Source organism: Nonomuraea sp. NPDC049607, assembly GCF_040675375.1.
GTDB lineage: Bacteria > Actinomycetota > Actinomycetes > Streptosporangiales > Streptosporangiaceae > Nonomuraea.
The window spans coordinates 157,111-172,844 of the sequence record NZ_JBFAOV010000019.1; the positions used below are offsets into that span (position 1 = coordinate 157,111).

Sequence of the window (15,734 nt, forward strand, 5' to 3'; positions counted from 1 at the left end):
AATCCAGCGTCACAGACATTCCACCCGTAAGGATACAAACCGCCCAGGGATGCTCAAACAGGTCAAGCTTCGACGTGAACAGCGGATGAAAATTACCCCCTACAGGACCGTGGTCGCGCCCTTCCCGCCATGGCGTGCCCCGCTGGGCTACGGTTGAGCGAGTCTTGACGGCACCTTGGAACCTGGCGCCCCAAGACTCCGTCCAAGCATCTGCCGCGTCCCTCGCGGCAGGCACCCCACCGACCGGGATCCAATAGAGTCCTTGCCATGAGCCAGCCGGAATCCGCTGTCGCGGACGCCCAGGCGGGCGGCCGAAGCGGGCAGGAGCCGCTGGCCAAGCTCGCCGAGAGATACGGACTTCGTCGTGCCATCGCGCGGCCGAGGTTCCCTGTCTATCTGCGCCAGCTCTGGGAGCGGCGACACTTCATCCTGACGTACGCGACGTCCCGCAACGTCTCGAAGTACTCCAGCTCGGCCCTGGGCCAGCTGTGGCAGGTGCTGACCCCCCTCCTCAACGCCGGCATCTACTACGTGATGTTCGGCGTCATCCTGGGCGGCCGGGGCGGCATCGAGAACTACCCGGCCTTCCTGCTGACCGGGATGTTCGTCTTCACCTACACCCAGCGCGTGGTGACCGCGGGCGCCAAGTCGATCTCCGGCAACCTGTCGATGATCCGCGCCCTGCACTTCCCGCGCGCCTCGCTGCCGCTGGCGTACACGATCCAGGAGCTGCAGCAGCTCGCCATCTCCATGGGCGTGCTCCTCGTCATCGTGACGGCCACCGGCGAGTGGCCCACCTGGTTCTGGCTCATGATCCCGGTGGTGCTGGCGCTCCAGACGATGTTCAACATCGGGGCCAGCCTGGTGATCGCGCGACTGGGCGCCCAGATGCGCGACCTCAACCAGTTGCTGCCGTTCATCACCCGCACCTGGCTCTACGCCTCGGGCGTCTTCTTCTCGATCCAGGACAAGGTGGTCGGCTCCGCCAAGCTTCCGCAGTGGGTCGCCGACGTGATGTACCTGAATCCGACGGCCTCCTACATCGAGTGGATGCGCGACATCCTCATCAAGACCCACCACACTCAAAACGGACACAACCCCCCGACTATGGTGTTGGTGTCTTGCGTATTCTGGGCAGTGTTCTCACTCGGCTTCGGCTTCTGGTACTTCTGGCGGTCCGAGGAGAGGTACGGGCGTGGCTGAACTGACCGAGGAGCTGTCACAGGTGAAGGGCGAGGAGCCCGCCGTCCCCGGCAAGGACGTGAGGGTGCACCCCAACCCGGAGCCCCAGGGCAAGCGTCCGCTCGACGTTCCCACGGGCACCCCGACCGTCATCGTCGACGACCTGCACATCGTCTACCGCGTCTACGGCACGGCCACCGACAACGAGAAGGGCAACGCGGTCAACGCCCTCACGCGCCTGCTGAAGCGCCAGGGCCGTCCGCAGATGAAGGAGGTCCACGCCGTCAAGGGCGTGACCTTCGTGGCCTACCACGGCGACGCCATCGGCATCGTGGGCCGCAACGGGTCGGGCAAGTCCACGTTGCTGCGCGCCATCGCCGGCCTCCTGCCGCCGCACGAGGGCGCGGTCTACACCGACGGCCAGCCCTCGCTGCTCGGCGTCAACGCCGCGCTCATGCGCGAGCTGACCGGTGAGCGCAACATCGTCCTCGGCTGCTACGCCATGGGCATGACGCCGGCCGAGGTCAAGGAGAAGTACCAGGAGATCGTCGACTTCTCCGGCATCGACGAGTTCGTCCAGCTGCCCATGTCCACGTACTCGTCGGGCATGGGCGCGCGGTTGCGCTTCGCCATCTCCTCGGCCAAGACCCACGACGTCCTGCTCATCGACGAGGCCCTGGCCACGGGTGACCGCGAGTTCCGCAAGAAGAGCGAGGCCCGCATCCGGCAGATCCGCGAGTCGGCCGGCACGGTCTTCCTGGTCGCCCACGACCTCAAGGTCATCGAGGAGACCTGCAACCGGGTCATCTGGCTGCACAAGGGCAAGATCCGGATGGACGGCGACCCCAAGGAAGTCATCTCCGCCTACAACAAGGGCTGAGCCCGTTTCGATCACCCGTGCGAAACGCGGGTGACTCGCGCGCCGAAACGCTGACAGCGTGACGGGCGTTCCGATAGAATTCGAACGCGGATTCGAACCAAGGAACGCTGATGGAGTGGGGGCGCGCGATGGGAGAGCTTTCGGCCGCGATCGACCACCTGGCCATCGAGGACGTGGCCGAGATGCCCAGAATGCAGCTCGCCGAGCAGCTGCTCGACCTTCACTGGCAGATGGCCCGGCTGCAGGCCCAGATAGCCCGCCGCACCGGCGTCCGGCTGCCCTAGCCGGCCCGGTCGGGCGCGGAGCCGTACGAGGGTGGGGAAAAGAGAAGGCCGCCGACCCCGGATCGGGGCCGGCGGCGGGCTCGGCGCGGCGCCGCTGCCCTGCAGTCAGCGGCGGGACGCGTGTGCGAACCCCGGGCTGAGGCACGTCCGCCCAGACCCGTGGCGGGCCCGTCCGCCCGTGGCGGCGGACCCGCGACCGACGCGCGGCAGTGCCGTCGGGGCGCTCGGCACCTTGTGAGCGCACACCATCGGCCTGTCGCATCGGGGCGACGGCGCCCCCTCGTCCCGCGGGCGTCCACTGACGCCGGGGAGAGCGGGAACGCGCCGTCGTGAACAACCACCTGGCGCATGAACGCGGGCTGCCGCACGGCCGTCACGGCCGGTTCGCGAGCATCGGCACCTTATGACGCCGGCGAACCGTCGCACCGGCCCTCGGCGGGCCGCGTCCGCGCATCGTCACGGCATGTCCGGGACGCACCCGCGCGGGTCACATCCTGAACACGTCCGGTACGCGCCGCGCTCGCGTCAGTTGCGCACCCCGGAGCCGTGCACCGAGCTCGTCAGCGCCTCGGTGCTCCAGCCCAGGGCGGACATCATGTCGCTGTAGGAGCCGGCGGCCTTGGAGCCGTTGGACGAGACGAAGCCCGCGGTGTCCTGCATGAGCGGGGTGATCTCGTCGACGGAGGCGGTCTGGGTGGTGCCCGGCAGCGCCTCGACGACCGGCGCGGCCTCGACGGGGGCGACGTGCCCGACCATCGGGGCCAGCTCGGCGCTCGAAGCGTGCGGCAGGGCCATCCTGGCGGCACGGGTCAGCCCGCCCATGCCGGACTCGCTGGACAGGTCGCGCAGCCCCTTGGTGGTGCCCGCCATCGTCGTGGCGGTGGTACCGGCGGTGCCGGCGCCCGTGCCGGGCAGCAGCGCGCCGCCGCCCACCTTGCCCATCGCGCCGCCGACCGAGGCTCCGGCCAGGGCGGTCATCGTGTCCATGGCGCCGCGCAGCGGGGCGCTCGCGCCGGTGAGCTGTCCGTTGCTCTGCGGCGCGCCCTTGACCAGCGGCTGCGCCATGCGGGCGCCGCCGAGCAGCGGCAGCGACTTGGCCAGGCCCTTGCCGCCGCCGCCGACCGACGCGCCGCCGAGGATGGGCGACAGCTCGGGCAGCGGGCCGCTGAAGCGGGTGACGTCCTCGGCCGCGTTCGGCGTCATCGCCAGGCTGGCGCGCCGGTTCTCGTCGGCGATGTCGCGTGCGTGCGCTTCGGCGGCGGCGTCCGACTTGGGCTTGTTGCCGCCGGTCAGACCGCCGAGGCCGCCGCCCAGGCTGCTGAGCAGCCCGCCGCCGAGCAGGCCGCCGATCAGGTCGAGCGGGCCTCCGCTGGTGCCCCCGCCCAGGCCGTCCAGCGGGACGATCTTGGCGGTGTGAGTGAATTGAACTTCTGCTTGAGCTGGCACGGCCAAAGCCGCCGCCAAGCCGAATGCTGTGACGGCAACGGCCGCCTTGACTACTCGATTCATGATTGCCTTCCCGGCTCGTGATCGATCGCTCTCGAATGCGGTGGAAATGCGAATCGATAACCCCCGAATGCCGTGGCGTACACGCTATGGGCACCACACGAAGCGTGCCGTCACGGCTGAGCTACGGAAGCAGTTGTATCACTCACCGTGATGGCCCGCAGGCGACCGGAAAGCCCATGTAGCAGGGTTTGCAGCCCGGTTACCGAGTAAAGGGGGAGCGTTGAGCGGAGAGACAAAACGGGAAATACCCCGGTTTTGATTTGGATTCTGCGCGGACCCGATCGTGATCAGGTCCGCGACGACGGCGTGCGCCCGCACGGCCCGCGAACAAGTGGTCGCATTAACAAATGTCACGGGCCGGGGGCGCACAATTCAGCGGTGGTGGTACGACAACGCGACCACTCAGATGGGCAGCAGCGCTTCGGCCGGCTCGAACGGAAAACGCTCGGCGAACGCCGGCCGCAGATCCGACAGCCAGACCGCCGACGGGTCGTACCGGGCGAAGAACGGCCGCCCGACCAGCTCGGGGTCGCGGGCCTGGATGAGGTGGAGCACGAAGACGCGCTCACCGGCGATCTCGGTGACGCCGTCCACGCACACCTTGCCCGGCGTGGCCGACATGGACGGCCCCCGGACCGTACGGCAGAGCCCGGAGACGGTCGAGTACGCGTCCCTGAAGATCTCGTACGCGCGGGCCAGCGGGACCGCGAAGTAGTCCTGCGGCCCGGTGTCGCGCTCGACGAACATGTAGTAGGGAATCAGCCCCATCCGCAGCTGCCGCCGCCACATCGACGACCACACGGCGGGATCGTCGTTGATGGACCTGATCAGCGGCGCCTGGGTCCTGATCGTGGCCCCGCTGCCGAGGATGCGTTCGACCGCCGACTCCACCAGCGGCGACTCCAGCTCCCGCGGATGCGAGAAGTGGGCCATGAACGCCAGGTTCTTGCCGGCCTTCACCACCTCCTGGAACAGGCCGAGCGTGGCGTCGGCGTCGGGATCGGTGGTGAAGCGCTGCGGCCAGTAGGCCAGCGCCTTGGTGCCGATCCTGATCGATTCGAGCTGGTCGAGGCCGAGCAGCGGCTCGATGTAGCGCCGGATGACCGGCTCGCCCATGATCATGGCGTCGCCGCCGGTGATCAGGACGCTGGTGACCTCGGGATGCCGGCGGATGTAGGACACCATCCGGTCGATGTCGTCGGAGGCGAACTTCAGGTCCGCGTCCCCGATGAACTGCGCCCACCGGAAGCAGTAGGTGCAGTAGGCGTGACAGGTCTGCCCCTGTTTAGGGAAGAAGAGCACTGTCTCTGGATATTTGTGCTGCATGCCCGGCACGGGCTCGTCGCCGATCCTCGGGACGTTGAGCTCCTTCTGACCGGCGGGATGCGGGTTGAGCTGGGCGCGTACGCGGTTGGCCTCGGCCTGGACCTCGCTGTTGGGCGCCTCGGCCTTGAGCAGATCGGCCAGCCTGGCCACGTCCGCGGCGGGCAGCATGTCCTCCTGCGGGAAGACGAGGCGGTAGATGGGATCGTCGGGCGCCGCCGACCAATCTATGAGTTCATCCACGACGTAGGCGTTCGTCCGGAAGGGCAGCACCGTGGCCACGGCCCGGACCTTCAGCCGCGCCTCGTCGTCCAGCCCCGCACGTCGCAGGAGCTCGTCGAGGTGCTTGGACGTGTACGCCTTGAAGCGTCGGGTGCCTGCCTGGTTCAAGATCACTAGGCCTTTCCCATCTTTTTTGTTCGATCGCCGGTAAACCTCACGACCCTGTCGCGCGTCTACGGTCCTTAATATCCGGACGCGACGCGCCGCGTCCCCGGTTCCGCTGGGCTCCAAGTTTCCTTGCAGGTTCGCGACACTCGCGACATATCGCGATCCCGCATACACTGATTTATCGTGACCGAGGATCTCGACCTGCGCGCCTCCGACGCCGACCGCGACCGCGTGGCGGCCCTGCTGGGCGACGCGCTCGCCACCGGAAGACTGACCAGCGTCGAGCATGCCGACCGTCTGGAGATCGCCTACACGGCGAAGACGATCGGCGAGCTCGTCCCCCTCACCAGGGACCTGCCCCAGGTGTCCACCCCGTCCGCCCTGCCCGAGGCCATCGAGCACCAGGTGATCAGCTCGAAGTTCAGCAAGATCGTGCGTAAGGGGCGCTGGGTCGCGTCCCGGCGCACCAAGCTGTCGGCCCGCTTCGGCGCCCTCGTCATCGACCTGTCCGACGCCGTGCTCCCCGGGCGGGAGATCACGATCGAGACCGACGCCAAGTTCAGCAAGATGATCGTCCGGGTGCCGGAGAACGCCCACGTGATCGACGAGGGCAGCTCCGTCTTCGGCAAACGGAACGTGAGCGGCGGCTCGGCCGGCGACGGCCCGCTGATCCGGGTCACCGGCTCGTCGAAGTTCTCCAAGGTCATCGTGACCCGCGGCCTGGACGACTGGAACCTCCACTGACGGGCGTCCCCGTGAATGGAAGCGCCACGCCGGGGAAGCAGGGAGGTCCACCCGCCGGTTGACGTGACCTCCGGCCTGCCTACGATGCGGACATACACGAGCCCGCGCACCGGCCCGGCCGGCGACGGCGGGCTCGCCTGCCCCACGAGGTGACCATTGTCCGACAGCAGGCCCATCGCGCTCGACGCCATGGGAGGCGACCACGCCCCCCACGAGATCGTGGCCGGCGCGGTCCACGCCGTACGGGAGCGCGGGCTCCCCGTCGTGCTCGTCGGCTCACCCCGCATCCTGTACGAGGCCCTGGCCGACCACGACGCCACCAAAGAGGTCCCCATCGTCCGGGCGGAGGAGGCCCTGGCCATGGACGAAGGCGCCCTGGCCAGCCTGCGCCGCCCGAGGTCCAGCATCGCCATCGCCTGCCACCTCGTCCGCCGCGGCGACGCCTCGGCCGTGGTGTCGGCCGGCTCGACCGCGGGCATCGTCGCCACCGGCCGGCTGCGGCTCAAGGCCCAGCAGGGCGTCCTGCGCCCGGCCATCGCCGTGGCGCTCCCGACGCTCCCCACCCCCACCCTGCTCGTGGACGCCGGCGCCAACGCCGAGGTCAAACCGGAGATGCTGGTGCAGTTCGCCCACCTCGGCGCGGCCTATGCCGAGCTGGCCTACGACATCCCCGAGCCCAGGATCGGCCTGCTCACCATCGGCAGCGAGCCGGAGAAGGGCAACAAGCTCGTCAAACGCGCCCACGAGCTGCTCCAGGCCTCCCCCGGCATCCGCTTCACCGGCAACGTCGAAGGCACCGACCTCCTCACCGGCAAGGTGGACGTCATCACCACGGACGGCTTCACCGGCAACGTGGCACTCAAGACCATGGAAGGCGCGGTCCGGTACGCGTTCGGCGAGCTGGCCGAGACCATCGGCGAGAGCCGGATCGCCAAGTTCGGCGCGCTCATGCAACGCGGCCGCCTCCGCGAGCTGCGCAGACGCCTCGACGCCGAGGCCCACGGCGGCGCCGTCCTGCTCGGGCTGAACGGGACGGTGGTGATCGCCCACGGCTCCTCCAGGGCGCCCGCGATCAGCGCCGCCTGCCAGGTCGCCGCCGACCTCTCCGCGGGCGGCATCGTCTCCAGGATCGGCGACAGGATCGCCGCCACACATCGCTCACACAGGCTCTGGTGACGCCGTAGTGTGTGAGACCGATCCACAGGAACGGGGGAAATGTGGACGGCCTCACCTCAGCACAGGTCGCGGGGGCGAAGACCAACGAGGTGCCGCGGCGGTCGAGCAGATCGCTCAGCGCGATCATCAGGGCGAACGTGTTCACCCTGTTCAACCTGGTCATCGGCGTGCTCTGGGCGCTGATCCTGATCTTCGGCGAGTGGCAGGACGGCCTGTTCGGGCTGGTGATCGTGGCCAACGCGCTGATCGGCATCGTCCAGGAGCTGCGCGCCAAACGCACCCTCGACAAGCTGGCCGTGATCAACGAGGCGCCGGTCCGCGTCCGCCGCGACGGCCGGGAGCAGCAGGTCGAGCCGCGCCGGATCGTCCTCGGCGACCTGATCCTGCTCGGCTCGGGCGACCGAATCCTGGTCGACGGCGAGGTCGTCGCCTCCGACGGCCTGGAGATCGACGAGTCGCTGCTGACCGGCGAGGCCGACCCGGTGCACAAGAAGCCCGGCGACGAGGTGCTGTCGGGCAGCTTCGCGGTGGCCGGCTCCGGCGCGTACGTCGCCACCCGCGTCGGCACCGACGCCTACGCCGTGCGGCTGGCGGAGGAGGCCAGCAAATTCCACCTGGCCCACTCCGAGCTGCGCGAGGGCGTGGCCAACTTCATCAAGTACATCACCTGGCTGGTCATCCCGATCGGCGCCCTGCTGATCTACAGCCAGCTGCACAACTCCGCCGACTTCCGCACCGCCATCACCGGCGCGGTCGCCGGCATCGTCACCATGATCCCCGAGGGCCTGGTGCTGATGACCTCGATCGCGTTCGCCGTCGGCGTCATCCGTCTCGGCCGGCGCAAGTGCCTGGTCCAGGAGCTGCCCGCGATCGAGGGGCTGGCCAGGGTGGACGTGCTCTGCCTGGACAAGACCGGCACCCTCACCGCCGGCGGCATGGACCTCGACCAGGTGCTCCCGCTGCGCGACGGCCACCCCGTCGAGCCCGCGCTGGCCGCCCTGGCCCACCTCGACGCCCACCCCAACGCCACCGCCCAGGCCATCCGGGCCCGCTACCCCGCACCCTCCGACGGCTGGACGGCGGCCTCGGCCGTGCCCTTCTCCTCGGCCCGCAAGTGGAGCGGCGCCGACTTCGGCCGGCACGGCGCCTGGCTGCTGGGCGCGCCCGACGTCCTGCTGCACGACGGCGACGGCTACGACAAGGCCGCCGAGCTGGCCGCCACCGGCACCCGCGTCCTCGTCCTGTGCCGTACGCACGACCTGCGGGCCGCCGAGAACGGCGAGGCCGTCGAGCCCGTCGCGCTGGTCACCCTCGCGCAGAAGATCAGGCCCGACGCCCTCAAGACCCTCGGCTACTTCGCCAAGCAGGGCGTCACCGTCAAGGTGATCTCCGGCGACAACCCCGAGGCGGTCTCCGCCATCGCCATGAGCCTGAAGATCCCGGACGGCGACCGTTCCGTCGACGCCAGGACGCTCCCCCAGGACGACCCCGCCAAGCTCGGCGAGCTGCTCGACTCCCACACCGTGTTCGGCCGGGTCAGCCCGCAGCAGAAACGGCAGTTCGTCGGCGCGCTGCAGGCCCGCGGGCACACCGTGGCCATGACCGGCGACGGCGTCAACGACGTCCTCGCGCTCAAGGACGCCGACCTCGGCATCGCCATGGGCGCGGGCAGCCCGGCCACCAAGGCGGTGGCCCAGGTGGTGCTGCTGGACAACAGGTTCGCCACGCTCCCGCACGTCGTCGGCGAGGGCCGCCGGGTGCTGGCCAACATCGAACGCGTCTCCAACCTCTTCCTCACCAAGACCTTCTACGCGATCGTGCTGTCGCTGGCCGTCGGCGTGGCCGGGGTGATGTTCCCGTTCGCGCCCCGCCACTCGACCCTCACCAACGCGCTGACCATCGGCATCCCGGCGTTCTTCCTGGCGCTCGCGCCCACGCTCGAACGGGCGCGGCCGGGGTTCGTCCGGCGGGTGCTGCGCTTCGCCGTACCGGCGGGGGTGTTGTGCGCGGTCGCGGTGCTGCTGTCGTTCTGGGCCGCGCACAGCGGCACCTCCACCCTGACCGAGGACCAGACGTCCGCGGTGATCACGCTCTTCCTCACCACGTGGTGGGTGCTCGTGCTGATCACCAGGCCGCTCAACTGGTGGCGGATCGCGCTGCTGGCGTCCATGGCGGGGCTCTTCGCACTCGCCCTCGCGCTGCCTCCCGTCAGGGAGTTCTTCGCCCTCGCGCCCGGCGACATAAGCAACGACCTGACGGCCGTCGGCATCGCCCTGGTGGCTGCCGCGGCGATCAGCATCGCGGTCAAGGTCGCCGGTACCCTTAGAACATGACCGACCCGCAGATAGTGCTCACCGAGCGCGTCCAGCAGGCGCTGGCCAACGCGTTCGGTGCCGAGCACGCCGACGCAGACCCGCTGATCCGGCCCTCACAGTTCGCCGACTTCCAGGCGAACGTCGCGTTGAGCCTGGCCAAGCGCCTGCGACGGGCCCCGCGGGAGGTCGCCGAGGCGATCAGAGCAGAGTTGTCCGACTTCCCCGGCACGGTCGAGGTCAGCGGCCCCGGCTTCCTCAACATCACGCTCGCCGACTCCTGGATCGAGTCCCAGACCGCGGGCATGCGCGACGACAGTCGCCTCGGCGTCGGCACGATCACGCCCGCGCAGACGGTGGTGATCGACTACTCCGCGCCCAACGCGGCCAAGGAGATGCACGTCGGCCACCTGCGCACCACCATCGTCGGCGACTCGCTGGCCCGCCTGCACGAACACCTCGGCAACAAGGTGATCAGGCAGAACCACCTCGGCGACTGGGGCACCCCGTTCGGCATGCTCATCGAGCACCTGCTCGACATCGGCGAGCCGGCCGCGGTCGCCCAGCTCGAAGCGGGCATGGGCACCGAGTTCTACCAGGCGGCGCGGGCCAAGTTCGACGCCGACGAGGGCTTCAAGCAGCGTGCCCGGGTCCGGGTCACCACCCTCCAGTCGGGCGACCCCGCCACCATGCGCCTGTGGCACGTCTTCATGGACGCCACCGTCCGCTACTTCAACAAGGTCTACTCCCTGCTCGGCGTCACGCTGACCGACGCCGACCTGGCGGGCGAGAGCATGTACAACCCCATGCTGGAGAGGACCTGCGACGATCTTGAGTCGTCGGGCGTGGCCGTCCACAGCGAGGGTGCGCTCTGCCTGTTCCCGCCCGGCTTCACCGGCTCCGACGACAAGCCCCTGCCGCTCATCATCAGGAAGAGCGACGGCGGCTACGGCTACGCCTCCACCGACATGGCGGCGATCCGCTACCGCGTCCACGACCTGAAGGCCGACCGCATCCTCTACGTCGTGGGCGCCGACCAGGCCCTGCACTTCCGCATGGTCTTCGCCTCCGCGCAGATGGCCGGCTGGCTGCCCGACACGGTCTCGGCCGAACACGTCCAGATCGGCATGATGCTGGGCAAGGACGGCCGCCGCTTCAAGACCAGGTCGGGCGAGTCCATCAAGCTGATGGACCTCCTCCAGGAGGGCGTCGAGCGGGCCACGGCGGCCATCGCCGAACGCGGCTACGACGAGGCCACCCGGAACGAGATCGCCCTCTCCGTCGGCATGGGCGCGGTGAAGTACGCCGACCTGTCGGTCAGCCACGACAGCGAATACGTCTTCGACTACGACCGCATGCTGGGCTTCACCGGCAACACCGGCCCCTACATGCAGTACGCCACGGCCCGTATCCGCTCCATCTTCCGCAAGGCGGACATGGCCCCGGCGGACGCCACGTCCCCGATCCTCCTGGGCGACCCCGCCGAGCGCGCCCTGGCCCTCCACCTGCTGGGCTTCGGCACGCTCATCGAAGAGGTCACCGTCCGGTCCGAGCCCCACCGGCTGTGCAACTTCCTCTTCGAGGCGGCGAGCCTGTACAGCACGTTCTACGAGCAGTGCCCGGTGCTGCGGTCCGACGTCGAGCCCGAGGTCCGCGCCTCGCGGCTGGCCCTGTGCGCGCTGACCCTGCGCGTGCTCGAAACCGGCCTCGACCTTCTGGGCGTCCCCGTCCCCGAGCGCATGTAACAGGCAGTTGACTCAAAGTCTCCCGTTCCGTCGTGGGCGCGCCTCCACCTGGTTGGCGCGCCCTAACGGCTAGGCTTTACGCGGTCATGAACTGAGGCCGAAATGGGGGAGTTCTCTGCCTTGAGCACGGACCTGACTGCGAGCCCCCAAGCAGCGACGGAGTTGCAACGCTACGCCGAGGCGCTGCTGGCGCACCTCGCCGCCAACGGCACCGCCCCTCCCGCCGCTCCGGGCTTTCGCGACATACCTGGCCACTGGCTGCCTCCGGCCGTCGAAGCACTGGTCGCCATCCTCGCCGGCGACGACCCGCTCGAACCGCTGAGCAGGGCCGCCGGCCGTGACCAGCAGCAGACCGCGCTCTTCCTGTGCCTGGCGCTGGCGGTCTCCGGGCAGGGCAGCCGCATCCACGCCTCCTGGCTCGGCACGGCCTTCGGCGAGCTGTCGCTCGACCGTCCCGTCACCCACGGGCAGCGCTCGCTCTGGCTGGCCGCCGCCCGCGGCGCCTACGGCCCGGCCGGCAAGATCTTCGTGCTGCGCAAGCTCGACGCGCTGGCCGTGCAGGAGCACGCCGACGTCGAGGAATGGGTGCAGGCGCTGGTGCCCGGCGAGCCCGCCGTCGTCGTGCCGCCGTCGCTGGCCGACTTCCCGGAGATGGCCGAAATCCCCGACCTGGCCCGTCCGGCGGTGGCGGCCGCCCGCCTGTCCAGGCTGCGCGGCCGGTGCGCCGAGATCACCTCGGCGCGGCAGGCCGACCACGACTCCGCCGTCCCGCTCAGCAACAGCTCGGCCAGCCCGGCCGCGTCGTGGGCCGAGGACGAACCGCTGGCGGTCCTACGCACCCAGATCGGGCAGGGCGGCCCGGCGGGCCCGATGGCCTCGCTGATCTCCCACCTGCTCGACGACCTGCGTCCCGGCGCCGACCCGCACCTGGCCGCCATCGCCCTGCACGTCGCGGCGCCCATCCTGCGCGGCCTGGCCGAGGAGCTCGAAGCCGACAGCCGGTTGACGCCGCCCGCCACGCTGACCGTCCCGCTGCTCGGCCACCGCATCCACCTGCGCCCCGAAGGCCCCGACGAGACCTCGATCGCCACGGCCGAGAACGCCATCCTCACCGAAGGCGTCGTGCCGCGCGGCCGGCCGTGGGCCGCCTTCGTGCTGATCGTGGCGGGTGTCGCATGCCTGGCCGGAGCGGCGTTCAGCGCCTCGCTCCTGCTGGCCGCCGCCGGGGTGGCCATGCTCGGGCTGGGCGGCTGGCAGCTCTGGCAGCGCCACAAGACCGTCGTCGCCGACGCCCGTTACGTGGCCGCCCAGGTCAACGAGCTGAAGGAGCTGGCCGAGGGCGCCGTCTGGGCCCTGCACGCCTACGCCAGAGAAGCGGACGCACGCGCGAAACAGGCCGCTGACGATGCAGCCGAGCTCACCCGGCTGATTCGTCGCGGCCCGCGCGCTGCGTAGACCTGATCAGGTCGTCTCGATCTCCACGTGCGCCGGCGCGAGCAGGAACACGCGGTCGGCGATGCGCTCGATCCGCCCCTCGCAACCGAACGCGAGCCCGGCGGCGAAGTCGACCATCCTCGTCGCCTCGGGCATCGCCATGCCCGTGACGTCCATGATCACCGTCTGCCCGTCACGGAAGTGCTGACCGATCAACGGTGCGTCGTTGTACTTGAGCGGCTGGACCATAACGATGCGCGACGCGTCGACGTTCGCGCGCCACCGCCGGGCGGCACGCTCCGTCGCCGGAACGTACTCGTCCTCGTAGTGCTCGTCGTCGTCATAGCCGTCGTCGTAGTGATCGACCCCGCTCAGGCCAAGGTAGTTCACCACCTTGCGCACTGCCCCCATCGGCTTGTCCTTTCCTCAGGAACTCACCGTAATCGGCACGTCCCTACACATTGGACGGTAACCGACGATTCCGCATTCGCCACGCGACACGCCCAGCCCTAATTCCATTTTGTACGGCTTGCAACCTGCTTGCATCTGGATATCCGTCCCCCCGTATAGCATCGGCCACATGCGCCTGTTCACTGTAGACGCCTTCACCGACACAGCTTTCAAGGGTAATCCCGCAGGTGTCTGCCTGCTGGACTCTCCGGTTACTGATGGCTGGATGCAGAGCGTAGCCGCCGAGATGAACCTCTCCGAGACCGCCTTCCTGCTCGGCGATTCGCTACGGTGGTTCACCCCTGTGGTCGAGGTCACTCTCTGCGGTCATGCCACGCTGGCGACCGCTCACGTTCTGTATTCGACCGGGGCCGCCACCGGACCGGTCGAATTCCGCACGGCCGGCGGAACGCTAACCGTGAATCGCGCCACAGGGGACCTCATCACGATGGATTTCCCGGCCAAGCAGGTGACGCCCGTCACGGTTCCCGACGGCCTGGAGAATGCGCTCGGAGCCGCAGCGGTGGAGGTCCGGAAAAGCGACCTGGACCTGCTGGTCGAGGTCGATTCAGAGGAGACGGTACGCTCCCTGCGCCCCGACATCCCGGCCCTGTCGGCAGTGGACGCCCGCGGTGTCATCGTCACCGCCCGCGGCACCGGCACGGATTTCGTCTCACGATTCTTCGCTCCCAAAGTCGGCATTCCGGAGGATCCGGTGACGGGCTCGGCCCACTGCGCCCTGTCCCCGTATTGGTCCGCGCGCCTCGGCCGCATCGCGCTGACCGGCGCGCAACTCTCCGCCAGAGGGGGCCTGGTGCACACCCGCCTTGACGGCGACCGCGTCCACCTCGCCGGCCATGCCGTGACGATCCTCACCGGCACACTCCTCACGCCCAGGTAAAAACTTCCTTACCTTCCTTGCTTCCCTCCCCTCAGCTCTCTAACCTGCAAACCGTGTTGGAGGTTAGCTCCCACGGCAGAGGCAGGAGGCTCGGAACCATGCCGCCGACGGACGGCCCACGCTTCGACGTCCCTGCCGTCCGAAGCGTCAGCACCCACCGCGAGGATGCGCACGTTGGCCAGACGTGTCCCTCCCCATCGAAACACCTCGACTCCAGCCGTCCTCGAACGCGTCGGGCCCGCAAGGTGACGAACCGGCGCGACGACACAAAGGCCATCCGGGCCTGACCCGGCACCGGGGCACCAGTGATCCCGGCCCCGCCCCGAACCCGAGGAGGCCACGATGCCCGAGCTGCCCTTCGACGACGAACACGCCCCGCTCTACTCCCTGGGCCAGGTCGCCGAGATGCTCCAGGTCCGCCAGGCCTACCTCCGCCGCCTGGACGAACACGACGTCATCAGCCCCAGCCGCTCATCCGGCGGCCAACGCCGCTACTCCCGCGCCGACATTATGACCGTCCGGCACGTGACCGACCTCGCCGACCAGGGCATGACGCTGATCGCCATCCGCCGCATCCTGGAACTCGAACGCGAACTCGCCGACGCCCGCCGGCAACTGCAAGAAGCCCAGGGCCACCTCACCCACACACCCCCACCGCCCCAGGAAGACACCGAACGCCGAGATCCCCCCGAACGCCCTGCCAGCCACCACACACTGCCCCAGGCCTCGCCGACACCAAGCCCTGACCCGCTGAGTCGGCGGTAAGAGCCCGGGGACGAGCATGCACATCGCACGATGTGCCCCTGAAGGAAGCCTCACTGAGCCCGCGCTCTGACGGCCCGGAGCAGCCCCAGCCACATCGTTCGTAGAGCGACTAACCCCTCGCCCACCCCACGCTCCCGAGGGACCTCGTCATCTCCCAGGGAGCCGCCGACGCGCCGCCCGAAACGCCCACCAGCGACGCGCCGCCCGAAACGCCCACCAGCGGCGAGCCATCCGCGACGACCGAATCCCAGAGCTGACACCAAGACCGAGCCGCCATCGACAGCTGCCTGCCATTCCAGTTACACCGACCGAAGCCGGTCCCGACCCCAGGACCCCAGACCTCAGCCTTGCCACCCACAGAAGCCAGATAGCGTCCCACACACGCCACACAGTCCACCGACGCCCAGCATGCGCCGGCCTCTCAGGCCGCCCAGCTGGCTGCGCCGCCTCCAAGCACCTACACCCCACCCGCGGCCGCCCCACGCTGACGAGCCCACACGCCCGCTGAACAGAACCAGACGACGCCCGCCAACACCCCCACAACGCAAAGAAGGCCCCACACAAACGTGTGGGGCCTTCTTCGAAAGATTGTCCGGCGGTGACCTACTCTCCCACACCCTCCCGAGTGCAGTACCATCG

General features: G+C 69.3%; 13 protein-coding genes. 10 read left to right on the plus strand and 3 right to left on the minus strand.

Features of this window, described 5'->3' with window-relative positions; translation table 11 throughout:
• Positions 1 to 267: 267 nt before the first annotated feature.
• The 3 genes from AB0J97_RS31925 (at position 268) to AB0J97_RS31935 (ending at position 2,346) form a co-directional block, all read left to right on the plus strand.
• On the plus strand, positions 268 to 1,203 hold the full coding sequence (locus AB0J97_RS31925) for an ABC transporter permease (protein ID WP_357710877.1): 936 nt from the start codon (positions 268 to 270) through the stop codon (positions 1,201 to 1,203).
• The gene (locus AB0J97_RS31930; protein WP_357710875.1) at positions 1,196 to 2,062 is read left to right on the plus strand and encodes an ABC transporter ATP-binding protein; all 867 of its coding nucleotides are present in this window, start codon (positions 1,196 to 1,198) and stop codon (positions 2,060 to 2,062) included. Before AB0J97_RS31925 ends, AB0J97_RS31930 begins: the two co-directional genes overlap by 8 nt.
• A 128-nt stretch (positions 2,063 to 2,190) precedes the next feature.
• Complete coding sequence (locus AB0J97_RS31935; protein WP_357710873.1) at positions 2,191 to 2,346, plus strand: hypothetical protein; 156 nt, start codon at positions 2,191 to 2,193, stop codon at positions 2,344 to 2,346.
• Positions 2,347 to 2,871: 525 nt separating this feature from the next.
• Here the strand turns inward: AB0J97_RS31935 and AB0J97_RS31940 are convergent.
• Together AB0J97_RS31940 and AB0J97_RS31945 are read right to left on the minus strand one after the other, a co-directional pair.
• On the minus strand, positions 2,872 to 3,792 hold the full coding sequence (locus tag AB0J97_RS31940; RefSeq protein ID WP_364095494.1) for a hypothetical protein: 921 nt from the start codon (positions 3,790 to 3,792) through the stop codon (positions 2,872 to 2,874).
• A gap of 465 nt (positions 3,793 to 4,257) precedes the next feature.
• Entirely contained in the window at positions 4,258 to 5,574 is a 1,317-nt protein-coding gene (locus AB0J97_RS31945) for a lysine 2,3-aminomutase (protein ID WP_364095497.1), read from the minus strand.
• A gap of 177 nt (positions 5,575 to 5,751) precedes the next feature.
• On the opposite strand from AB0J97_RS31945, the gene AB0J97_RS31950 reads away from it, so the two are divergent.
• The 5 genes from AB0J97_RS31950 to AB0J97_RS31970 all read left to right on the plus strand — a co-directional run bounded on the left by AB0J97_RS31950 (position 5,752) and on the right by AB0J97_RS31970 (position 13,000).
• Positions 5,752 to 6,312: a DUF1707 domain-containing protein gene (locus tag AB0J97_RS31950; RefSeq protein WP_357710801.1), complete on the plus strand. Its 561-nt coding sequence runs from the start codon at positions 5,752 to 5,754 to the stop codon at positions 6,310 to 6,312.
• Positions 6,313 to 6,468: 156 nt separating this feature from the next.
• Entirely contained in the window at positions 6,469 to 7,488 is a 1,020-nt protein-coding gene (plsX, locus tag AB0J97_RS31955; RefSeq protein ID WP_357710798.1) for a phosphate acyltransferase PlsX, read from the plus strand.
• Positions 7,489 to 7,529: 41 nt separating this feature from the next.
• Positions 7,530 to 9,821, plus strand: a complete 2,292-nt coding sequence (locus AB0J97_RS31960; RefSeq protein ID WP_364095502.1) for an HAD-IC family P-type ATPase — start codon at positions 7,530 to 7,532, stop codon at positions 9,819 to 9,821.
• Entirely contained in the window at positions 9,818 to 11,545 is a 1,728-nt protein-coding gene (gene argS / locus AB0J97_RS31965; protein WP_364095505.1) for an arginine--tRNA ligase, read from the plus strand. Before AB0J97_RS31960 ends, argS begins: the two co-directional genes overlap by 4 nt.
• A gap of 120 nt (positions 11,546 to 11,665) precedes the next feature.
• Positions 11,666 to 13,000, plus strand: coding sequence for a hypothetical protein (locus AB0J97_RS31970; RefSeq protein WP_364095508.1), 1,335 nt, complete (start codon positions 11,666 to 11,668; stop codon positions 12,998 to 13,000).
• 6 nt (positions 13,001 to 13,006) lie between these two features.
• On the opposite strand, the gene AB0J97_RS31975 is transcribed toward AB0J97_RS31970, so the two are convergent.
• Positions 13,007 to 13,390, minus strand: a complete 384-nt coding sequence (locus AB0J97_RS31975; protein ID WP_352320833.1) for a cell division protein SepF — start codon at positions 13,388 to 13,390, stop codon at positions 13,007 to 13,009.
• A 169-nt stretch (positions 13,391 to 13,559) separates the two neighbouring features.
• Between AB0J97_RS31975 and AB0J97_RS31980 the strand changes: the two genes are divergently transcribed.
• Together AB0J97_RS31980 and AB0J97_RS31985 are read left to right on the plus strand one after the other, a co-directional pair.
• Entirely contained in the window at positions 13,560 to 14,330 is a 771-nt protein-coding gene (locus tag AB0J97_RS31980) for a PhzF family phenazine biosynthesis protein (RefSeq protein ID WP_364095512.1), read from the plus strand.
• Between the two features lie 342 nt (positions 14,331 to 14,672).
• A complete protein-coding gene (locus AB0J97_RS31985; protein ID WP_364095515.1) occupies positions 14,673 to 15,095 on the plus strand; it encodes a MerR family transcriptional regulator in 423 nt (140 codons plus the stop codon).
• Positions 15,096 to 15,734 lie beyond the last annotated feature (639 nt).